Source organism: Actinocatenispora rupis (assembly GCF_016861975.1).
GTDB classification, from domain to species: domain Bacteria; phylum Actinomycetota; class Actinomycetes; order Mycobacteriales; family Micromonosporaceae; genus Actinocatenispora; species Actinocatenispora rupis.
The window spans coordinates 35,780-52,142 of the sequence record NZ_BOMB01000035.1 but is presented as its reverse complement, the minus strand read 5'-3'; the positions used below and the strand labels follow the sequence as shown (position 1 = coordinate 52,142).

Genomic DNA, 16,363 nt, shown 5'->3' with positions numbered 1-16,363 from the left:
GAAAGGGTTCCGGCTCGGGCGGCAGTACGATCGGCAGCACGCAGAACTCGGTGCCTACCGGGTCGGCGAGTACGACCCAGGGGGTGTCGCCCTGGCCGATGTCGGCGTGGCGGGCGCCGAGCGCGAGGAGTCGATCGACCTCCGCGGCCTGGTCGCGGTCCGTCGGGCACACGTCGAGGTGCACGGATGCCTTGTCCCGCTTGGAATCTGGGCTGCGGACGAGCAGGATCGTCGGCGCCCGCGGGTCGCCGCCGATCGCCACACCGGTGCCGTCGCGCGCCAGTTCCCGGTACCCCAGCGCGGCGCACCAGAACGCCGCGGCCTCGTCGGCGCGGTCCCGGCAGTCGATGACGATCTCGCCGATTCTCGATGTCATGCCGCCATCGTGGCCCATCCGTGGGCGACGTTTCGATGGACGCAAATGATCTTGGTACGCCTATCGATTGTCCAATTGTTCAACTGTCGCCTTGTTCAACAAGGGAACAGTTGAACAATCTGGGTCGCCGACACGCCGACACGCCGACACGCCGAGCCGAGGAGCCGGGGAGCCGGGGAGTCGGGGAGCCTCAGGCGAGGTCGAGCGCGGCGAGCAGTACGACGAGCTGTTCCCGGTTCGGCGGGCGGGTCCAGGTGACGCCGGGTGCGCCGGTGGCCAGCCGGTACCGGAGGATCTCGCGCAGCAGTGCGTCGACCGGGGTCTGCGGCTGCCCGGCGCGCGCCGCACGGTACGCGTCGAGTACCCGGGCGAGGTCGACGATCGCGGTGTTGGTGTGCCGGCTCTTCGCGCCCTCGTACTCCGCGTACGCCTCGCGGTACGGCGACTGCTCGGTGACCAGCGCGGTCACCGTACGGACCGGGCCGCGCGGTACGTGCGCCATCGCGTGCTCGTACCGCGCGACGACCTCGGCCGGCGGGGTGCCGAGCACGGTCACGTCCAGCCGCCCGGTGGTCTCGTCGCTGTACCAGGTGTCGATGCCGTCGGCGGCGGGCGGGCACAGCACGTCGCGGACGGCGCGGGTGAAGGCGAGCGCGTCCATGCCGTCGACGCTCTCCGGGTACCAGGGGTCGCGCAGGTGCAGGACGCCCGGCTGCTCGGTGTCGACGCAGTCGGTCATCAGCTGCCGGACCGCGGTGACCGGATCGACGGCCGTACCGAGTGCGGCGAAGCGGTCGGCGAGCAGGTGCAGCGACACGACGCGGGGCGGCTCGGACATCGACAGGGTGCCGCGCTCGCCGTTCAGGTACACCGGGGTGCCGGCGTCGTGGTACGCCTTCATGCCGGCGAGGAACGCGGCCTCGGTCTGCTCGCCGAGGCGCAGTTCCCAGCCCCAGCGGCGTTCCGCGGTGAACTGGTCGTCCGGGCCGGAGCCGCCGGCGGGGTCGCGGCGGAACCACCAGACGAGCCCGACGACGAGGGCGAGGACGACGAACGCGGCGATTCCCAGCGCGATCCACACGGTGTGCTGTGCTCCTTGGTACGTGCGCGGCTGCGCCGGGTGGCTGGGCCGGCGTGCCGCCGTGGCGGGTTCGGCCGCCCCGTCCCCCACGCTGCGGCCGGAAATTCCGTCACACGGTAGACGCTCCGGGCAGCGAGGTCGATGGCGGACGGAACGGGCAGGTTCGACCCCGTACCGTCATTCCCATTCTCGATAATGATAGTGTTCGGTTATGGCCGAGGACCGTGACCGCTGGGCGGACCTGCTGCTGCATCCCGTGCGGCTGCGCATCGTCCGGGTGGTGGGCACTGGCCGGCGCACCTCCCGGGAGATCGCCGCGCAGCTGCCCGACGTCCCGCAGGCCAGCCTGTACCGCAACATCGCCGCGCTGGTCGCCGGCGGAGTGCTGCGGGTGGCGGCGGAGCGCAAGGTCCGCGGCACCGTCGAGCGGGTGTACGCGGTGGCCGACGGCACCGTGCTGTCCGCCGACCAGCTCGCCGGGGCGACCCGCGACGACCACCTGCGCTACTTCACGGCGTTCGTGTCCGGCCTGCTCGCCGAGTTCGACCGGTACTCCCGGCGGGAGCGGATCGACCTGGCCGCGGACGGCGTCGGCTACCAGGAGACGGTGCTCCAGCTCGACGACGAGGAGTTCGCGCGGTTCGCGGCGGGACTGGCCGAGCTGGTCGGCCCGCTGCTGGCGAACGAGCCGCGACCGGGCCGGGTGCCGCGCCTGTTCGCGACGGTGGTGCTGCCGGCCGGCGAGGCGGAAACCGATGGGGGACAAGGAAAGCGAGGTACGTGATGGCGGACGTGACGGTCGGTCGGAGCGAGCTGGTCGTGCGGTTCGGCGGGTTCGAGCGGCGGTGGGTCGGGCGGCGGGAGCTGCGCGTGCCGCTCGCCGCCGTACGCGGCGCCGCGGTGGAAACGGCGCCGCTGGCGCTGGCGCAGGGCACGCGTCGCGGGCTGGACGTGACCGGCGTGGCGAAGATCGGGATCTGGGGCCTGGTACGCGGTCCGCGCCGGCTGGTGTCGGCCCGCCGCGGCGTCCCCGCGCTGCACGTGTTCCTGGACCGAGGCGCGGCGGACGTGGACGAGCTGCTGGTGTCCACTGTGGACGCCGCCGCGCTGGCCGTCGCGCTCGTACCCGGGCGGGCCGTCGCGTGACCGGGACGACGATCGAGGCGACCGCCCTGACCAAGCGGTACGGCCACGTCACCGCCGTGCGGGACCTGACCTTCTCGGTACGGCCGGGTGCGGTGACCGGGTTCCTCGGGCCGAACGGTGCGGGCAAGACCACCACGCTGCGGATGATCCTGGGGCTGGTGACGCCGACGGCGGGCACGGTCACCATCGGCGGCCGGCCGTACCGCGCGCTCGACCGGCCGACGTCGGTGGTGGGCGCCGCGTTCACGCCCGGCGCGTTCCACCCGGGGCACACCGCGCGCCGCCACCTCGGCGTGTACGCGGCGATGGGCGGCTACCCCGCCCGCCGGGTCGGTGACCTGCTCGACCTGCTGGAGCTGACCGGCGCCGCGGACCGCCGCATCGGCACGTACTCCACGGGCATGCGGCAGCGGCTCGCGCTCGCCACCGCGCTGCTCGGCGACCCGTCGGTGCTGCTGCTGGACGAGCCGGGCAACGGCCTCGACCCGGCCGGCGCGGCGTGGCTGCGGGCGCTGCTGCGCCGGCTCGCCGACGAGGGTCGTACGGTGCTGGTCTCCAGCCACGTCCTCGGTGAGGTACGCCAGATCGCCGACGACGTCCTCGTCCTGCACCGCGGCCGGCTCGTGGCGGCCGGGCCGTGGGCGGAGCTCGCCGGTCCGCTCGCCGTGGTCGTCGGTACGCCCGACGCGCCGGCGCTCGCCCGGCTGCTCACCGCGCACGCCCTCACCGTCACCCCGGACGGCCCCCACCACCTCCGCGTACGCGGGGCGGACGCGGCGCGGATCGCGGACCTCGCCGCCGCCGACGGTGTACGGGTGCACGAGCTGCGGACCGAACCGGCCGACCTGGAACGGCTGTTCCTCGACCTGACCGCGGAGGAGGCGGCATGACGCGCGCCCTGGTCACCGCCGAACTGCGCAGGCTCGCCGCCACCCGACTCTGGTGGGTGGGGCTGCTCGTCGCGGTCGGCTTCGGCGGCGGGCTCACCGGCGCGCTCGCCCTCACCGGGCCCGAACACTTCACCCCGCCGATGCCCGGCCTGCACACCGCGACCGGCGTACGGCTGGTGCTGGGGATGCTCGGGTTCACCGCGTTCGTGCCCGCCGCGCTCGGCACCCTCGCCATGACCACCGAGTACCGGTACCGCACGGTCGACGTGACGTTCCTGTTCGTACCGGCGCGCGGGCGGGTGGTGGTGGCGAAGCTCGTCGCGTACACGGTGGCGGGGCTGGCGTACGGGGCGACGCTCGCGGTGACCGCCGGCCTCGGCCTGTACGGCGGGGCCGCGGCGCGCGGCGTACCGCTCGGGTTGTCGGCGTCGGTGGTTGCCGGCCTGCTGGCCCGGATCGGCGTCGCGATGGCGGTGTACACGGTGCTCGGTGTCGCGGTGGGTGCGTTGCTGCGCAACCAGATCCTCGCCCTCGCCGTCGTCGTCGGTTACCTGTACGCCGGCGAGACGCTGCTGATGATCATCCCCGGCGTCAACACCCTCTACCCGGTACTCCCCGGCGGCGCGCTCTCCGCGCTCACCGGTTTCCACTACGTCGCCGACGCCGTGGCCCAGCAGGTGCCCACCGGCGGGATCCGCCTGCTGCCGCCGACGACCGGTGCCCTGCTTCTCCTCGGGTACGCCGCGGTCGCGGCCACAGTCGCCGTCCTCGCCCCACTGCGCCGCGACGTCCGCTGACGTACGGATCGCTTGCGGTACAAGCGATTCCGTCGGGTCGGGGCGGCGGGTGCGCTGCCCCGGCCGATGCGCTATCGATTGTTCAACTGTTCAACTGTCCAATTGTTGAACAGTCGAACAAAGCGACAATTCGGACTGTCGACCGCGCGGCCATCGGAGAGGTTCAGTCCCCGCCTGACCCGCCTCCCCGGTACGTGCCAGGAACGTCCGCCGGTACGTGTCCGGCGGTACGCCCACGGTGCGCTGGAAGTGCCGCCGCAGCGTCGTCGCCGTACCCAGGCCGGTGGCGACCGCGATGGCGTCGATGCCGTCGCCGGTGGTCTCCAGCAACTCCTGCGCGCGCCGGATCCGTTGCGCCAGCAGCCATCGCAGCGGTGTCGTACCGGTGACGGCGTGGAAGTGGCGCCCCAGGTTGCGCGGGCTCATCCGGGCCCGGCGCGCCAGATCCGGTACGGTCAGCGGCCGGTCCAGCCGGGCCAGCGCCCAGCCGAACACCTCGGCGAGCGCGTGCTGCTCCGGCGCCGGTACGGGGGTGGTGACGAACTGCGCCTGCCCGCCGTCCCGGTGCGGCGGTACGACGAGGCGCCGGGCGACCGTGTTGGCCACCGCCGATCCGTGGTCGAGCCGTACCAGGTGGAGGCAGAGGTCCAGCGCGGCGGCCTTGCCCGCGGACGTGAGCACGGTCCCGTTGTCGACGTACAGCACGTCCGGGTCGACCCGTACGGTCGGGTGCCGGGCGGCGAGCGCGTTGGTGTGCGCCCAGTGCGTCGTCGCCCGCAGCCCGTCCAGCAGTCCGGCCGCGGCCAGCACGAACGCGCCGGTGCACAGCGACGCCACCCGCGCGCCCGCTCCGTGCGCGGCACGTACCGCGTCGACGAGGTCGGTGGGCGGGGCGGTGTCGGTGTCCGCCCAGCCGGGCACGATCACCGTGTCGGCGCGTACCAGGTGGTCGAGGCCGTGGTCGGGCGCCAGCCGGAACCGCCCCGCCCGCACCGGCCCCGGCGCGCACACCACGATCCGGTACCAGCGGTCGGCCAGCCCCGCCGGATCCGCCCCGAACACCTCGTACGCCAGGGACAGCTCGAACGACAGCATCCCGTCGGTGAGCGCGAACGCGACCGTGTGCATGGCCGAAAGTGTACGGATGTTGGCGTTGCGGCCACTCACGGCGGCGATCCCGCCCGGGCCACGATGGGGCCGACCGATCACGGACGGAGGCTCCCATGGGTACGGCAACGGTGACGGTGTTCGGCGCGTACGGCCACACCGGTCGGTTCGTACTGACCGAACTGCTCGCCCGCGGGTACGCCCCCGTCGCGTCCGGCCGCGACCCCCGCCGGCTGCGCGACCTCGCCGACCGGACGCCCGGACTGGCAGTCCGGCCCGCCTCCGTCGACGACCCGGACTCGCTCGACCGCGCGCTCGCCGGCTCCGCCGCCGTCGTCAACACCGCCGGACCGTTCGCCACGACCGCCGGGCCGCTGATCGACGCCGCGCTGCGCGCCGGCATCCCGTACGTCGACGTCGCCGCCGAGATCGAGGCCAACGCCGACACCCTCACCCGGTACGCCGAACCGGCCCGCGTTGCCGGCGTCCCCGTCGTCCCCGCCATGGCCTTCTACGGCGGACTCGGCGACCTGCTCGTCACCGCCGCACTCGGCGAACCGACCACCGCCGACGAGGCACACGTCGCGTACGGCCTCAGCAGTTGGCACCCCACCGCCGGCACCCGCGCCGCCGGCGCCGTCTCCCGGCAGCGCCGCGCCGGCCGCCGCGTCCGGTACGCCCACGGCCGGCTGGAGTACCGCGACGACGACGCCGGCACCGTGACCTGGCCGTTCCCCGCGCCGCTGGGCGAGCGCACCGTGCTCGCCGAGTACTCCATGGCCGACATCGTCACCATCCCCAGCCACCTCGACATCCCCGACGTCCGCACGTACATGACCGTCGAGGCCGCCCGGGACCTCGCCGACCCCGACACCCCCGCACCCGTCGCCACCGACGACACCGGCCGCTCCGACCAGACCTTCCTCGTCGACGCCGTCGTACGCACCGGCGGAGTCCAGCGGCGCGCCGTCGCCCGCGGCCGCGACATCTACGCCGTCAGCGCGCCCCTCGTCGTCGAAGCCGTCCACCGCATCCTGACCGGCCGTACCCGGACCGTCGGCGTCGCCTCCGCCGGCGCGATCTTCGACGCCCCCGCCGTACTGGACGCCCTGTCCGCCCACCTCACCGTCACCCTTAACCCCTGAGCGAACGGTTCTTGCATCGCCTGCCTACTCCGCGGTCGGCCGCGTCGGGTGCCCGTCCCCGGCCTTCCCGCCCGCGCCCTCCCCGGCCGCCGGCTGTACCCCAGGAACCTGTCCGCCCGGCGCCTGGCTGCCGTCGCCAGGAACCTGCGCGCTGGGAACCTGCCCGGCGGGCGACTGCGTGTCGGGGACCTGTCCGCCCGGCGCCTGCGCGGCAGGGACCGGGTTGCCGGCGACGTGCCCGGCTGGTGATGGCGCACCAGGAACCGGACCGTCGGGGAACGCCGGGCGGAGCGTCGGCCCACCCGGGATCTGTGCACCTGGCATCTGCCCGGCGAGAGGTGGTGCGCCGGGCGTCGTCGGAGTGGCCGGGGCCTGCCCGCCGGGGATCGGGTCACCCGGTACCTGACTGCCCGCGGGCTGCGCGCCCGGTACCTGGCCGCTCGGCGTCTGCCCGGTCGGGCCTGGCGCCCCGGGGATCTGGCCGCTCGGCATCGGTGCGCCCGGGACCTGGCCGTGCGGGGCCGGTGCGCCGGGGAGCCGGTTGCCCGGCACGTTCGGGGACTGTGCGCCGGGGAACGCGCCGCCCGGGAACTGTCCGCCGGGGAACGGTGCGCCGGGTGGGGTCGGGTGTCCTGCCGGCGCGGGGCGGCGGGTGGTGAGGAGAAGGACGGCCGCGACGAGCAGCAGTACGGCGGCGAGGAACGCGGCGGCGCCGTACCCGGGCAGGTACCAGCCGGGCAGCAGCAGGCCGTGCATCCTCTCGACCAGTTGGCCTGCTCCGGACTCGCAGTGCGGCCAGGTCGGGCAGAGTGTCTTCGCCATGCGGGTGGTGGCCGTGTCGACGAGTTGGCCGGCGACGAAGGCCACGGCGATCCCGGCCAGTTGGCCGACGGCGAGGACACCCGCGGTGATGACACCGACCAGCGCACGTCCACGACGGATCAGCAGCGCCACGGGCACCAGCGCGAGCATCGCCAGACCGAGCACCCCCGTGTACCCGGAGGCCAATGCCTGCGCGATCTCGACGGTGCCGGTGTCGACCGTGGCGGCCAACTGCGGCGGCAGGGTGTGCAGCGTGCCGATGCCGTGCCGGGAGTGCACCGCCAGCACCACCGCCAGCGCCACGTCGACCAGCCCGACCACCGCGCCGGCCAGCATCAGGACGGGCACCAGCCGGCGCGGCCCGTCCGGTCGTACGGTCGCGGTGCTCATGCCAGGTTCCTCCCCAGACGGCCGCGGTGGCGCCCCGCACTCTAGAAGCCGCCGTCAACCACCCGGAGCGCGGGCGACGGTACGCGCCGCACCGCGCTCGGAGTACCGTCGGTCGCCGCGAAGCCGCCTGGTACCAGCGATCGCTCGCTTCCGGGGCGCTGAGACGCCATCATGTGGCGCATCGGCGCCGTCGCCCGCCGCACCGCGTGGTCCCACTGGCGCCACGGCATCGCCCACCAGCGCTGGCGTACCGACGCCTGGAAGGAGCCCCGACCCGTGTCAGGCGGAACGCGGGGGTCAGCCGCGGAGGCGTACGAGGATGTCGATGAGTTCGGCGGGCGGTGCGGGGGTGATGGTGCGGGCCGCGTCGTCGATGTGCGTGGTGGAGGTGAGGGTGCCGTCGTGCCACCAGTAGAGGCGGGGGGACAGGGGGCCGGGGTTGTCGGCGTGCGCGCCGACGGCGTACGCGGTCATGTCGTTGAGGGCGGTGAGCGCGGTGGCGTCGACGATCGGGTGGAACGCGATGTGGTGCCGCCACGGTACGGCGACGAGGACGCCGTCGGCCGGCGGCTCGGCGCCGGTGGTACGGCGGAGGAGGTCGGGCAGGGTGAGCGCCATGCTGGCGACGAACATCGAGGCACCGTTGACGAGGTGGATCCGGGCGCCGTCGGGGCGTTCGGCGACCTGGTGGTCCTCGACGGGCAGGGCGGCGAGGTTGCGGTGGCCGGCGGCCCAGGCCGCGTCGGCGTCGAGCCGCGCGACGGTGGCGTCGTCGAGTACCTGGACGGCCTGGGGGAGGTCGACGGCGAGGGCGGCGACGAGCCCGGCGGCGACGGGCCGCACGTACCGGAAGGCGGCGGGGTCGGGCGCGAAGTCGTCCGGCAGGAGCCGCAGGTACGTGCCGGCGAGCAGGTCGTCGTCGGTGAGGTCGTCGGCGCTGTCCGGGGTGCCGAAAAGGGCGCCGACGTGCGCGTCGATCACCTGCGGCCAGTACTGTTCGTCGGCCTGGCGTACCTTCTGCGCGACGGTGTGCAGCGGGAACCGGCGGTCGCCGGCGCGCAGTTCGGCGCCGTCGCCGGTGACGTCGACGCCGCGCCGGGCGAACGCGGCCCGTGCCTCGGCGCGCAGCCGGTCGGCCTGGTCGGTGGTGAGGACCGGCAGGTCGGCGTCCGTGCCCATGGTGTTCGTCCTTTCCGCGGGGACCGCAGCGTACGGCCCGGCGGCCACCCGGGGCTCAGCGTGCGGTGAGGGTCAACTCGAACGTGTAGCGCGACGCCCGGTACACGTGCCGTCCGTACTCGACCGGTCGCCCGGCGCCGTCGTACGCGGTGCGGGTCATGGTGAGCAGCGGCGCGCCGCGTGACTCGCCGAGCAGCCGCGCCTCGGCGGCGGTCGCCCGGCGCGCGCCGACCGACTGGTCCGCGGTGGCCAGCCGTACGCCGGCGGCGCGCAGCGTCGGGTAGAGCCCGTCGCGGGTCAGGTCGCGGGCGGTCAGGTCGACGCGGCCGGCGGGCAGGTGGTTGTGCATCAGCGCGAGCGGTTCGCCCTGCGCGTACCGGAGGCGTTCGAGGAAGGTGACGGGGTGGCCGGGCTCGATCCGGAGCGCGGCGGCGACCTGCTCGTCGGCCTCGACGGTCGACAACCCCAACACCTCGGTACGCGGCTGGCGCGCGGCGGCGGCGAGGTCCTCGTACAGGCTGGAGAGTTCGAGGCGGCGGCGGACGGTGCCGTGCACGACCTGGGTGCCGACGCCGCGGCGGCGGACGAGCAGGCCGCGGTCGACGAGGTGGCCGATCGCCTGCCGCATGGTGGGTCGGGACAGGCCGAGCTGGTCGGCGAGCGCGATCTCGTTGTCCAGCCGGGTGCCCGGTTCCAGGCGGCCCGCGGTGATGAGGTCCTCCAGCCGGCTGGCGACCTGGAAGTAGAGCGGGACGGGGCTGGATCTGTCGACGGTGATCTCATCGGCGATGCGGGTCACGGAGGGCTCCTCGGCGCGGGGCGGCGTGGCCGTGCGGCGTCGCCATTATGCACCCGGTACCGCAGGGATCAGGACGTCCGTATGTCCTAACAAATGCTTGACGGCCGGAGCGCCAGCGGGATAGAACGGTGCCGACGCCGTCGGCGTACCGCGCCGCGCGTGCGGATGCAGACGTCCCCGACAGAGACGGACCACACCAGCATGCGTATCGGACTCGCCGGGGCAGGCCGGATCGGCGCCCGCCACGCCACGACGCTCGCCTCGCTGCCCGCGGTCGACCGGGTGGTGGTGAGCGACCCGGACCGTACGCGGGCGGCGGAGGTCGCGGATCGTACCGGTGCGGTGGTGGTCGACGGGGTGGCCGAGCTGCTCGCCGGGGTCGACGCCCTCGTGGTCGCGACGCCGACCGAGGGGCACGCGCCGCTGATCCGGCGGGCCGCGGCGCTCGGGCTGCCGACGTTCTGCGAGAAGCCGGTGGCCGCCGGCCTGGCCGAGACGCGCGACCTGGTGGCCGCCGTCGCGGACGCGGATCTGGTGCTACAGGTGGGTTTCCAGCGCCGGTTCGACGCCGGATTCCGGGCGCTGCGCGACGCGGTACGCGCCGGCACGCTCGGCCGGGTGCACACGCTCCGGGGCTGTACCAGCGATCCGGCGCCGCCGCCGGCTGCGTACATCGCGGGGTCGGGGGGCATCTTCCGGGACTGCGCGGTGCACGACTACGACGCGGTGCGGTGGGTGACGGGCCGGGAGGTCGTGGCCGTGTCGGCGACCGGCGCGAACACCGGCGCCGAGTTCTTCGCCGCGGCCGGCGACGTGGACACCGCGGTCAGCGTACTGACGCTGTCCGACGGCGCGCTCGCGGTGTGCACCGCCACCCGGTACAACGGCGCCGGCTACGACGTGCGGCTGGAGGCGCACGGGTCGGCGGGCACCCTGGTCGCCGGGCTCGACGCGCGCTCGCCGCTGCCGTCCGCCGATCTGGGTACGGCGCCGGCCGAACCGTACGCGGGATTCGCGGACCGGTTCGCCGAGGCGTACGTCGCGGAGCTGTCGGCGTTCGTGGCGCTGGCGGGCGGCGACGGCGAGAACCCTTGCCCTGGAACGGAAGCGCTCGCGGCGCTGCTGGTCGCCGAGGCCGCCGAACGGTCCCGCCGCGAGCAGCGGCCCGTACGCCTGGAGGAGCTGTCGTGACCGCACGGATCGCCGGGGCGCCCATCTCGTGGGGTGTCTGCGAGGTGCCGGGCTGGGGCCACCAGCTCGCCCCCGACCGGGTACTCGCCGAGATGGCCGCGGTCGGGCTGGCCGCCACCGAGTTCGGCCCGGAGGGGTTCCTGCCCGCCGACCCCACCGACCGAGCCGCGGTACTGTCCGGCCACGGCCTCGCCGCCGTCGGCGGGTTCGTACCGGTGGTGGCGCACCGGGCGGACGTCGACCCGGTCGCGCACGTCGCCGCCGAACTCCCGGCGTTCGTCGCCAGCGGCGCCGACACGCTGGTGCTCGCCGCCGCGACCGGCACCGACGGGTACGACGGGCGTCCGGCGCTGGACGACGAGGACTGGCGGCTGCTGCTGGCGAACCTGGACCGGATCGCCGCGCTGGCCGCCGCGCACGGCGTGACCGCGTGCCTGCACCCGCACGTCGGCACGCTGGTGGAGACCGCGGCCGAGGTCGACCGGGTACTCGCCGGCAGCGTGGTGCCGCTGTGCCTGGACACCGGGCACCTGCTCGTCGGCGGTACCGATCCGGCGGAGCTGGCGGCGCGCGTCGCCGGCCGGATCGCGCACGTACACCTGAAGGACGTGGACGCCGCGCTCGCCACCGCGGTACGCGACGGCCGGATCCCGTATTCCGAGGCGGTACGCGACGGGTTGTACCGGCCGCTCGGCGCCGGGGACGTGGATCTGGCCGGGGTGCTCGGCGCGCTGGGCGCGGCCGGCTACGCGGGCTGGTACGTGCTGGAGCAGGACACCGTGCTCGCGGCCGAACCCGCCGCGGGCGCCGGCCCGGTCGACGACGTACGCCGGAGCCTGGAGCATCTCGCGGCGGTGCTCGGGTGAGCGGGTTCGAGGTGGTGACGATGGGTCGGCTGGGCGTCGACCTGTACCCGCAGGCGGTCGGGGTGCCGCTGGCCGAGGTCGACACGTTCGGCCGGTACCTGGGCGGCAGCGCGGCGAACGTCGCGGTCGCCGCGGCCCGGCACGGCCGCCGTACGGCGCTGGTGAGCCGGACGGGCGCCGACCCGTTCGGGGACTTTCTGCACACCGCGCTGCGCGGGTACGGCGTGGACGACCGGTGGGTGTCCACGGTGCCGGACCTGCCGACGCCGATCACGTTCTGCGAGATCTTTCCGCCGGACGACTTCCCGATCTGGTTCTACCGCCGGCCGTCCGCGCCGGACCTCCAGATCCGCCCGGCGGAACTGGACGCCGACGCGCTGGCCGCCGCGGATCTGCTGTGGTTGACCGGAACCGGCTTCTCGGCCGAGCCGAGCCGCGCCGCGCACCAGACGGCCCTGGGGGTACGCCGCGGCGGCCACACCGTACTGGACCTGGACTACCGGCCGGCGCTGTGGCCGGACCGCACCGAGGCCCGCGCCGTACTGTCGGCGGCGTTGGGGGCGGCGACCGTGGCGGTGGGCAACCTCGACGAGTGCGAGGTCGCCGTGGGGGAACGGAATCCGGACCGCGCCGCCGAGGCGCTGCTGGCCGCCGGCGTACGGCTGGCCGTGGTGAAGCAGGGCCCGGCCGGGGTGCTGGCGCGTACCGCGGACGAGCGCGTCGTCGTACCGCCGGTGCGGGTCGACGTGGTCAACGGGTTGGGCGCGGGGGACGCGTTCGGCGGCGCGCTGTGCCACGGGCTGCTGTCCGGTTGGCCGCTGGCCCGTACCGTCGCGTTCGCGAACGCGGCCGGGGCGATCGTGGCGGGCCGGTTGGCGTGCTCGGACGACATGCCGTACCCGGACGAGGTGTGGGCGCTGCTCGGGACGACCGCGGATGACTGAGCTGCGGGCCCGGCTGGCGGAGCTGCGCGCGACCCGCCCCGACGCGGTACGGCGGGCCGCCGTGGACCGCGGGCCGGGGCCGTCGCTGGCGGAGGCGGGCCGGTTCCTGCTGATCGCGGCGGACCATCCGGCGCGCGGCTCGCTGGCGGTGGGGGACCGGGCGGACGCGATGGCCGACCGCGGCGAGCTGCTGTCGCGGCTGCTGGTCGCGCTGTCCCGACCTGGCGTCGCCGGCGTACTCGGCACCCCGGACGTGGTGGAGGACCTGCTGCTGCTCGGCGCGCTGGACGGCAAGGTGGTCGTCGGGTCGATGAATCGCGGCGGCGTGCCGGGCACGGTGTTCGAGATCGACGACCGGTTCACCGCGTACGACGCGGCCACGCTCGCGGACATGCGGTTGCAGGGCGGCAAGATGCTGCTGCGCATCGACCCGGACGACCGGTCGAGCGCCGACACGCTGGAGGGCTGCGCCCGCGCGGTCTCGGCGCTCGCGGACCGCACACTGGTGGCCATGGTCGAGCCGTTCTGGGTACGCCGGGACCGCGGTGGCCGGGCCGTGAACGACCTGTCCACCGACGCGGTCGTCCGGTCGGTGGCGATCGCGCAGGCGCTGGGCAGCCGCTCGGCGTACACGTGGTTGAAGCTGCCGGTGGTGCCGGACATGCCGCGGGTGCTCGCCGCCACGACCCTGCCGACCGTACTGCTGGGCGGTGATCCGCACGGCGCCCCCGACGAGACGTACGCGGCGTGGCGGGACGCGCTGGGCCTGCCGGGCGTACGCGGGCTGGTGGTCGGCCGGTCCCTGCTGTACCCGCCGGACGACGACGTGGCCGCCGCCGTCGACACCGCCGCCGAGATGTTGTGAGGACGCCGATGGAGCACCACCAGCCCGCCGGGAGTACCGCCGCGTCGCCGTGGACGGTCCGCACCGGCCTCGGGTACGCGGAGCTGTCCGTACTGGAGCTGCCGCCGGGCGGCGCGCACACGGTGGCGACCGGCGAGCGGGAGATGCTCCTCGTACCGCTGGCCGGGTCGGCGGAGGTCGCCTGCGGCGGCGAGGCGCACACGCTGGCCGGTCGGGCGGGCGTGTTCGACGCGCTCACCGACTTCAGCTACCTGCCGCGCCGCAGCGAGGCCACCATCACCAGCGCCCGTGGCGGCCGGTTCGCGCTGCCCGCCGCGCCCGCCACCGCCGACCTGCCCTTCCGGTACCAGGGGGCCGGTGACGTGGCGGTGGAGCTGCGCGGCGCGGGCGCGTGCAGCCGGCAGGTGAACAACCTCGCGGCGGCCGGCGGGTTCGGCTGCGACCGGCTGATCGTGGTGGAGGTCCTGACGCCGGACGGCAACTGGTCCAGCTACCCGCCGCACAAGCACGACGAGCACACCGCGGCCGAATCCGAACTGGAGGAGGTCTACTACTTCGAGATCGGCGGCGACGGCGTCGGCTACCACCGGGTGTACGGCACGCCCGAGCGCCCGATCGACGTCCTCGCCGAGGTACGTACCGGCGACGTGGTGCTGGTGCCGCACGGCTGGCACGGCCCGTCGATCGCCGCCCCCGGCTACCCCATGTACTACCTGAACGTGATGGCCGGCCCGCACCCGGAACGGGCGTGGCGCATCACCGACGACCCGGCGTACGCGTGGATCCGCGGGCGTTGGGCGGACGAGAGCACCGATCCGCGACTGCCGATGACGGGAGGCGGGACATGCGGCTGACCGTGGCGCAGGCCCTGGTGACGTTCCTGGCGAACCAGTACACGGTGCGGGACGGGCGGCGGCGACGGCTGTTCGCCGGCTGTTTCGGCATCTTCGGGCACGGCAACATCGCCGGGCTCGGTCAGGCGCTGCTGCAGGCCGGCGACGCCCTGCCGTACCACCAGGCGCGCAACGAGCAGGCGATGGTGCACACGGCCGCGGCGTACGCGCGGATGACGGACCGGCTGTCGACGTACGCGTGCACCGCGTCGGTCGGCCCCGGCTCGACGAACATGGTGACCGGCGCGGCCGGCGCGACCATCAACCGCCTTCCGGTACTGCTGCTGCCCGGCGACGTGTTCGCCACCCGCGCCACCGGTACGGTGCTGCAACAGCTGGAGGCGCCGTGGGCGGGCGACGTGTCGGTCAACGACGCGCTGCGCCCGGTGTCGGCGTACTTCGACCGCGTCACGCGGCCGGAGCAGCTCGTCGACGCCGCGCTCGCCGCCGTACGGGTGCTCACCGACCCGGCCGCCACCGGCGCGGTCACCCTGGCGCTGCCGCAGGACGTCCAGGCCGAGGCGTACGACTGGCCGGCGGCGTTCCTGGCCGAGCGCGACTGGCCGGTGCGCCGCGCGGTGCCCGCCCCCGACGTCCTCGCCGAGGCCGTCGCCACGGTACGCGCGGCGCGCCGGCCGCTGGTCGTCGCCGGCGGCGGCGTCACGTACTCGGGGGCGCAGGACGCGCTGGCCGCCTGGGCCGCCGAGTCGGGCGTACCGGTGGCGGAGACGCAGGCCGGCAAGGGCGTGCTGCGGCACGACCATCCGGCCGCGGTCGGCGCGATCGGCGCCACCGGTACCACCGCGGCGAACGCGCTGGCCGCCGACGCCGACGTGGTGATCGGCATCGGCACGCGCTACACCGACTTCACGACCGCGTCGCGCACCCTGTTCGGCTCGCCGCGCTTCGTGAACGTGAACGTCTCGTCGATGGACGCGGCCAAGCACGCCGGGCTGTCGGTCGTCGCCGACGCGCGCGCGACCGTCGAGGCGTTGCGCGCCGGACTGTCCGGCTGGCAGGTGGATTCCGGCTACCGGCAACGGATCGCGGCGCTGCGGGACGACTGGTCGTCCACTGTGGACCGTGCGTACACGCTGGGGCACGGGCCGCTGCCGGCGCAGAGCGAGGTGATCGGCGCGGTCAACGAGGCGGCGGCCGACGACGACGTGGTCGTGTGCGCGGCCGGCTCGATGCCCGGCGACCTGCACAAGCTGTGGCGGCCCGGCGGCCCGAAGCAGTACCACGTGGAGTACGGCTACTCCTGCATGGGGTACGAGATCGCCGGTGGGCTCGGCGCGAAGCTCGCCGTCGGCCCCGACCGCCAGGTGTACGTGCTCGTCGGCGACGGCTCGTACCTGATGATGGCGCAGGAGATCGTCACCGCGGTCGCCGAGGGCGTCAAGCTGATCGTCGTCCTCGTCGACAACGGTGGCTTCGCCTCGATCGGCGCGCTGTCGGAAACCGTTGGCGCGCCCCGTTTCGGCACCTGGTACCGCTACCGCGAGGCCGGCGGCGGGTTGACCGGCGACCCGCTGCCGACCGACCTCGCCGCCAACGCCGCCAGTCTCGGCGCCGAGGTGCACACCCCGACCACGGTCGCCGAGCTGCGCGACGCGCTCGCCGCCGCCCGCCGATCCCCGCGTACGACGGTGGTGCACGTGCGGACCGATCCGCTCGTACCGGCGCCGGACTCGGCCGCGTGGTGGGACGTACCGGTGGCCGAGGTGTCCACAGTGGACGAGACGCGCGCGGCCCGCGCCGGGTACGAGAAGGCCCGCGAGGCGCAGCACCCGTACCTCTAGGCGGTCGGGGTGGCCGCGCGCGCGTGCTCCTGTGACACTGTCCCGAGGCCCGGCTCGGGCCGGTTGGCGC

Annotated in this window: 17 protein-coding genes; 11 read left to right on the top strand and 6 right to left on the bottom strand. The window is 74.7% G+C overall.

Translation table 11 applies throughout. The features are described 5' to 3' along the window. Both Aru02nite_RS29180 and Aru02nite_RS29175 read right to left on the bottom strand, forming a co-directional pair. Positions 1 to 376: VOC family protein (locus Aru02nite_RS29180; protein ID WP_203663055.1), on the bottom strand; the 376-nt coding region annotated here is incomplete at its 3' end. A 190-nt stretch (positions 377 to 566) separates the two neighbouring features. Next, complete coding sequence (locus tag Aru02nite_RS29175) at positions 567 to 1,457, bottom strand: hypothetical protein (RefSeq protein WP_203663053.1); 891 nt, start codon at positions 1,455 to 1,457, stop codon at positions 567 to 569. A 211-nt stretch (positions 1,458 to 1,668) separates the two neighbouring features. Here Aru02nite_RS29175 and Aru02nite_RS29170 point away from each other — a divergent pair, with 211 nt between their 5' ends. From Aru02nite_RS29170 to Aru02nite_RS29155, 4 genes are read left to right on the top strand one after another with little or no spacing between them, the layout of a single operon-like run. Continuing rightward, the gene (locus Aru02nite_RS29170) at positions 1,669 to 2,241 is read left to right on the top strand and encodes a helix-turn-helix domain-containing protein (protein ID WP_203663051.1); all 573 of its coding nucleotides are present in this window, start codon (positions 1,669 to 1,671) and stop codon (positions 2,239 to 2,241) included. Then, positions 2,241 to 2,603: a hypothetical protein gene (locus tag Aru02nite_RS29165; RefSeq protein ID WP_203663049.1), complete on the top strand. Its 363-nt coding sequence runs from the start codon at positions 2,241 to 2,243 to the stop codon at positions 2,601 to 2,603. Before Aru02nite_RS29170 ends, Aru02nite_RS29165 begins: the two co-directional genes overlap by 1 nt. Then, entirely contained in the window at positions 2,600 to 3,493 is an 894-nt protein-coding gene (locus tag Aru02nite_RS29160) for an ABC transporter ATP-binding protein (protein ID WP_203663047.1), read from the top strand. Before Aru02nite_RS29165 ends, Aru02nite_RS29160 begins: the two co-directional genes overlap by 4 nt. Then, positions 3,490 to 4,290 (top strand): ABC transporter permease, encoded by an 801-nt coding sequence (locus Aru02nite_RS29155; protein WP_203663046.1) that lies wholly within the window; start codon positions 3,490 to 3,492, stop codon positions 4,288 to 4,290. Before Aru02nite_RS29160 ends, Aru02nite_RS29155 begins: the two co-directional genes overlap by 4 nt. 90 nt (positions 4,291 to 4,380) lie before the next feature. On the opposite strand, the gene Aru02nite_RS29150 is transcribed toward Aru02nite_RS29155, so the two are convergent. Further along, positions 4,381 to 5,418, bottom strand: a complete 1,038-nt coding sequence (locus tag Aru02nite_RS29150) for a helix-turn-helix domain-containing protein (protein ID WP_203663045.1) — start codon at positions 5,416 to 5,418, stop codon at positions 4,381 to 4,383. A 95-nt stretch (positions 5,419 to 5,513) separates the two neighbouring features. Here Aru02nite_RS29150 and Aru02nite_RS29145 point away from each other — a divergent pair, with 95 nt between their 5' ends. Then, positions 5,514 to 6,542, top strand: a complete 1,029-nt coding sequence (locus Aru02nite_RS29145) for an NAD(P)H-binding protein (RefSeq protein ID WP_203663044.1) — start codon at positions 5,514 to 5,516, stop codon at positions 6,540 to 6,542. A 24-nt stretch (positions 6,543 to 6,566) separates the two neighbouring features. Here the strand turns inward: Aru02nite_RS29145 and Aru02nite_RS29140 are convergent, their stop codons facing one another. The 3 genes from Aru02nite_RS29140 to Aru02nite_RS29130 form a co-directional block, all read right to left on the bottom strand. Further along, positions 6,567 to 7,754 carry a hypothetical protein gene (locus Aru02nite_RS29140; protein ID WP_203663043.1) on the bottom strand — a complete coding sequence of 396 codons (1,188 nt, stop codon included), beginning with the start codon at positions 7,752 to 7,754 and terminating at the stop codon, positions 6,567 to 6,569. Positions 7,755 to 8,051: 297 nt separating this feature from the next. Next, the gene (locus tag Aru02nite_RS29135) at positions 8,052 to 8,933 is read right to left on the bottom strand and encodes a hypothetical protein (RefSeq protein ID WP_203663042.1); all 882 of its coding nucleotides are present in this window, start codon (positions 8,931 to 8,933) and stop codon (positions 8,052 to 8,054) included. A 55-nt stretch (positions 8,934 to 8,988) separates the two neighbouring features. Further along, the gene (locus Aru02nite_RS29130) at positions 8,989 to 9,732 is read right to left on the bottom strand and encodes a GntR family transcriptional regulator (protein WP_275408741.1); all 744 of its coding nucleotides are present in this window, start codon (positions 9,730 to 9,732) and stop codon (positions 8,989 to 8,991) included. Between the two features lie 165 nt (positions 9,733 to 9,897). On the opposite strand from Aru02nite_RS29130, the gene Aru02nite_RS29125 reads away from it, so the two are divergent. From Aru02nite_RS29125 to iolD, 6 genes are read left to right on the top strand one after another with little or no spacing between them, the layout of a single operon-like run. After that, positions 9,898 to 10,923 carry a Gfo/Idh/MocA family protein gene (locus Aru02nite_RS29125; RefSeq protein ID WP_345710145.1) on the top strand — a complete coding sequence of 342 codons (1,026 nt, stop codon included), beginning with the start codon at positions 9,898 to 9,900 and terminating at the stop codon, positions 10,921 to 10,923. Next, a complete protein-coding gene (locus tag Aru02nite_RS29120) occupies positions 10,920 to 11,789 on the top strand; it encodes a TIM barrel protein (RefSeq protein WP_203663039.1) in 870 nt (289 codons plus the stop codon). The genes Aru02nite_RS29125 and Aru02nite_RS29120 overlap by 4 nt, the downstream gene beginning before the upstream one ends. After that, positions 11,786 to 12,733 carry a 5-dehydro-2-deoxygluconokinase gene (gene iolC / locus Aru02nite_RS29115; RefSeq protein WP_239077023.1) on the top strand — a complete coding sequence of 316 codons (948 nt, stop codon included), beginning with the start codon at positions 11,786 to 11,788 and terminating at the stop codon, positions 12,731 to 12,733. The genes Aru02nite_RS29120 and iolC overlap by 4 nt, the downstream gene beginning before the upstream one ends. Beyond that, positions 12,726 to 13,598: a Cgl0159 family (beta/alpha)8-fold protein gene (locus Aru02nite_RS29110; RefSeq protein WP_203663037.1), complete on the top strand. Its 873-nt coding sequence runs from the start codon at positions 12,726 to 12,728 to the stop codon at positions 13,596 to 13,598. Before iolC ends, Aru02nite_RS29110 begins: the two co-directional genes overlap by 8 nt. Before the next feature lie 8 nt (positions 13,599 to 13,606). Then, positions 13,607 to 14,452, top strand: a complete 846-nt coding sequence (gene iolB / locus Aru02nite_RS29105; RefSeq protein WP_203663035.1) for a 5-deoxy-glucuronate isomerase — start codon at positions 13,607 to 13,609, stop codon at positions 14,450 to 14,452. Further along, entirely contained in the window at positions 14,443 to 16,293 is a 1,851-nt protein-coding gene (gene iolD, locus Aru02nite_RS29100) for a 3D-(3,5/4)-trihydroxycyclohexane-1,2-dione acylhydrolase (decyclizing) (RefSeq protein ID WP_203663034.1), read from the top strand. The genes iolB and iolD overlap by 10 nt, the downstream gene beginning before the upstream one ends. Positions 16,294 to 16,363: the final 70 nt, after the last annotated feature.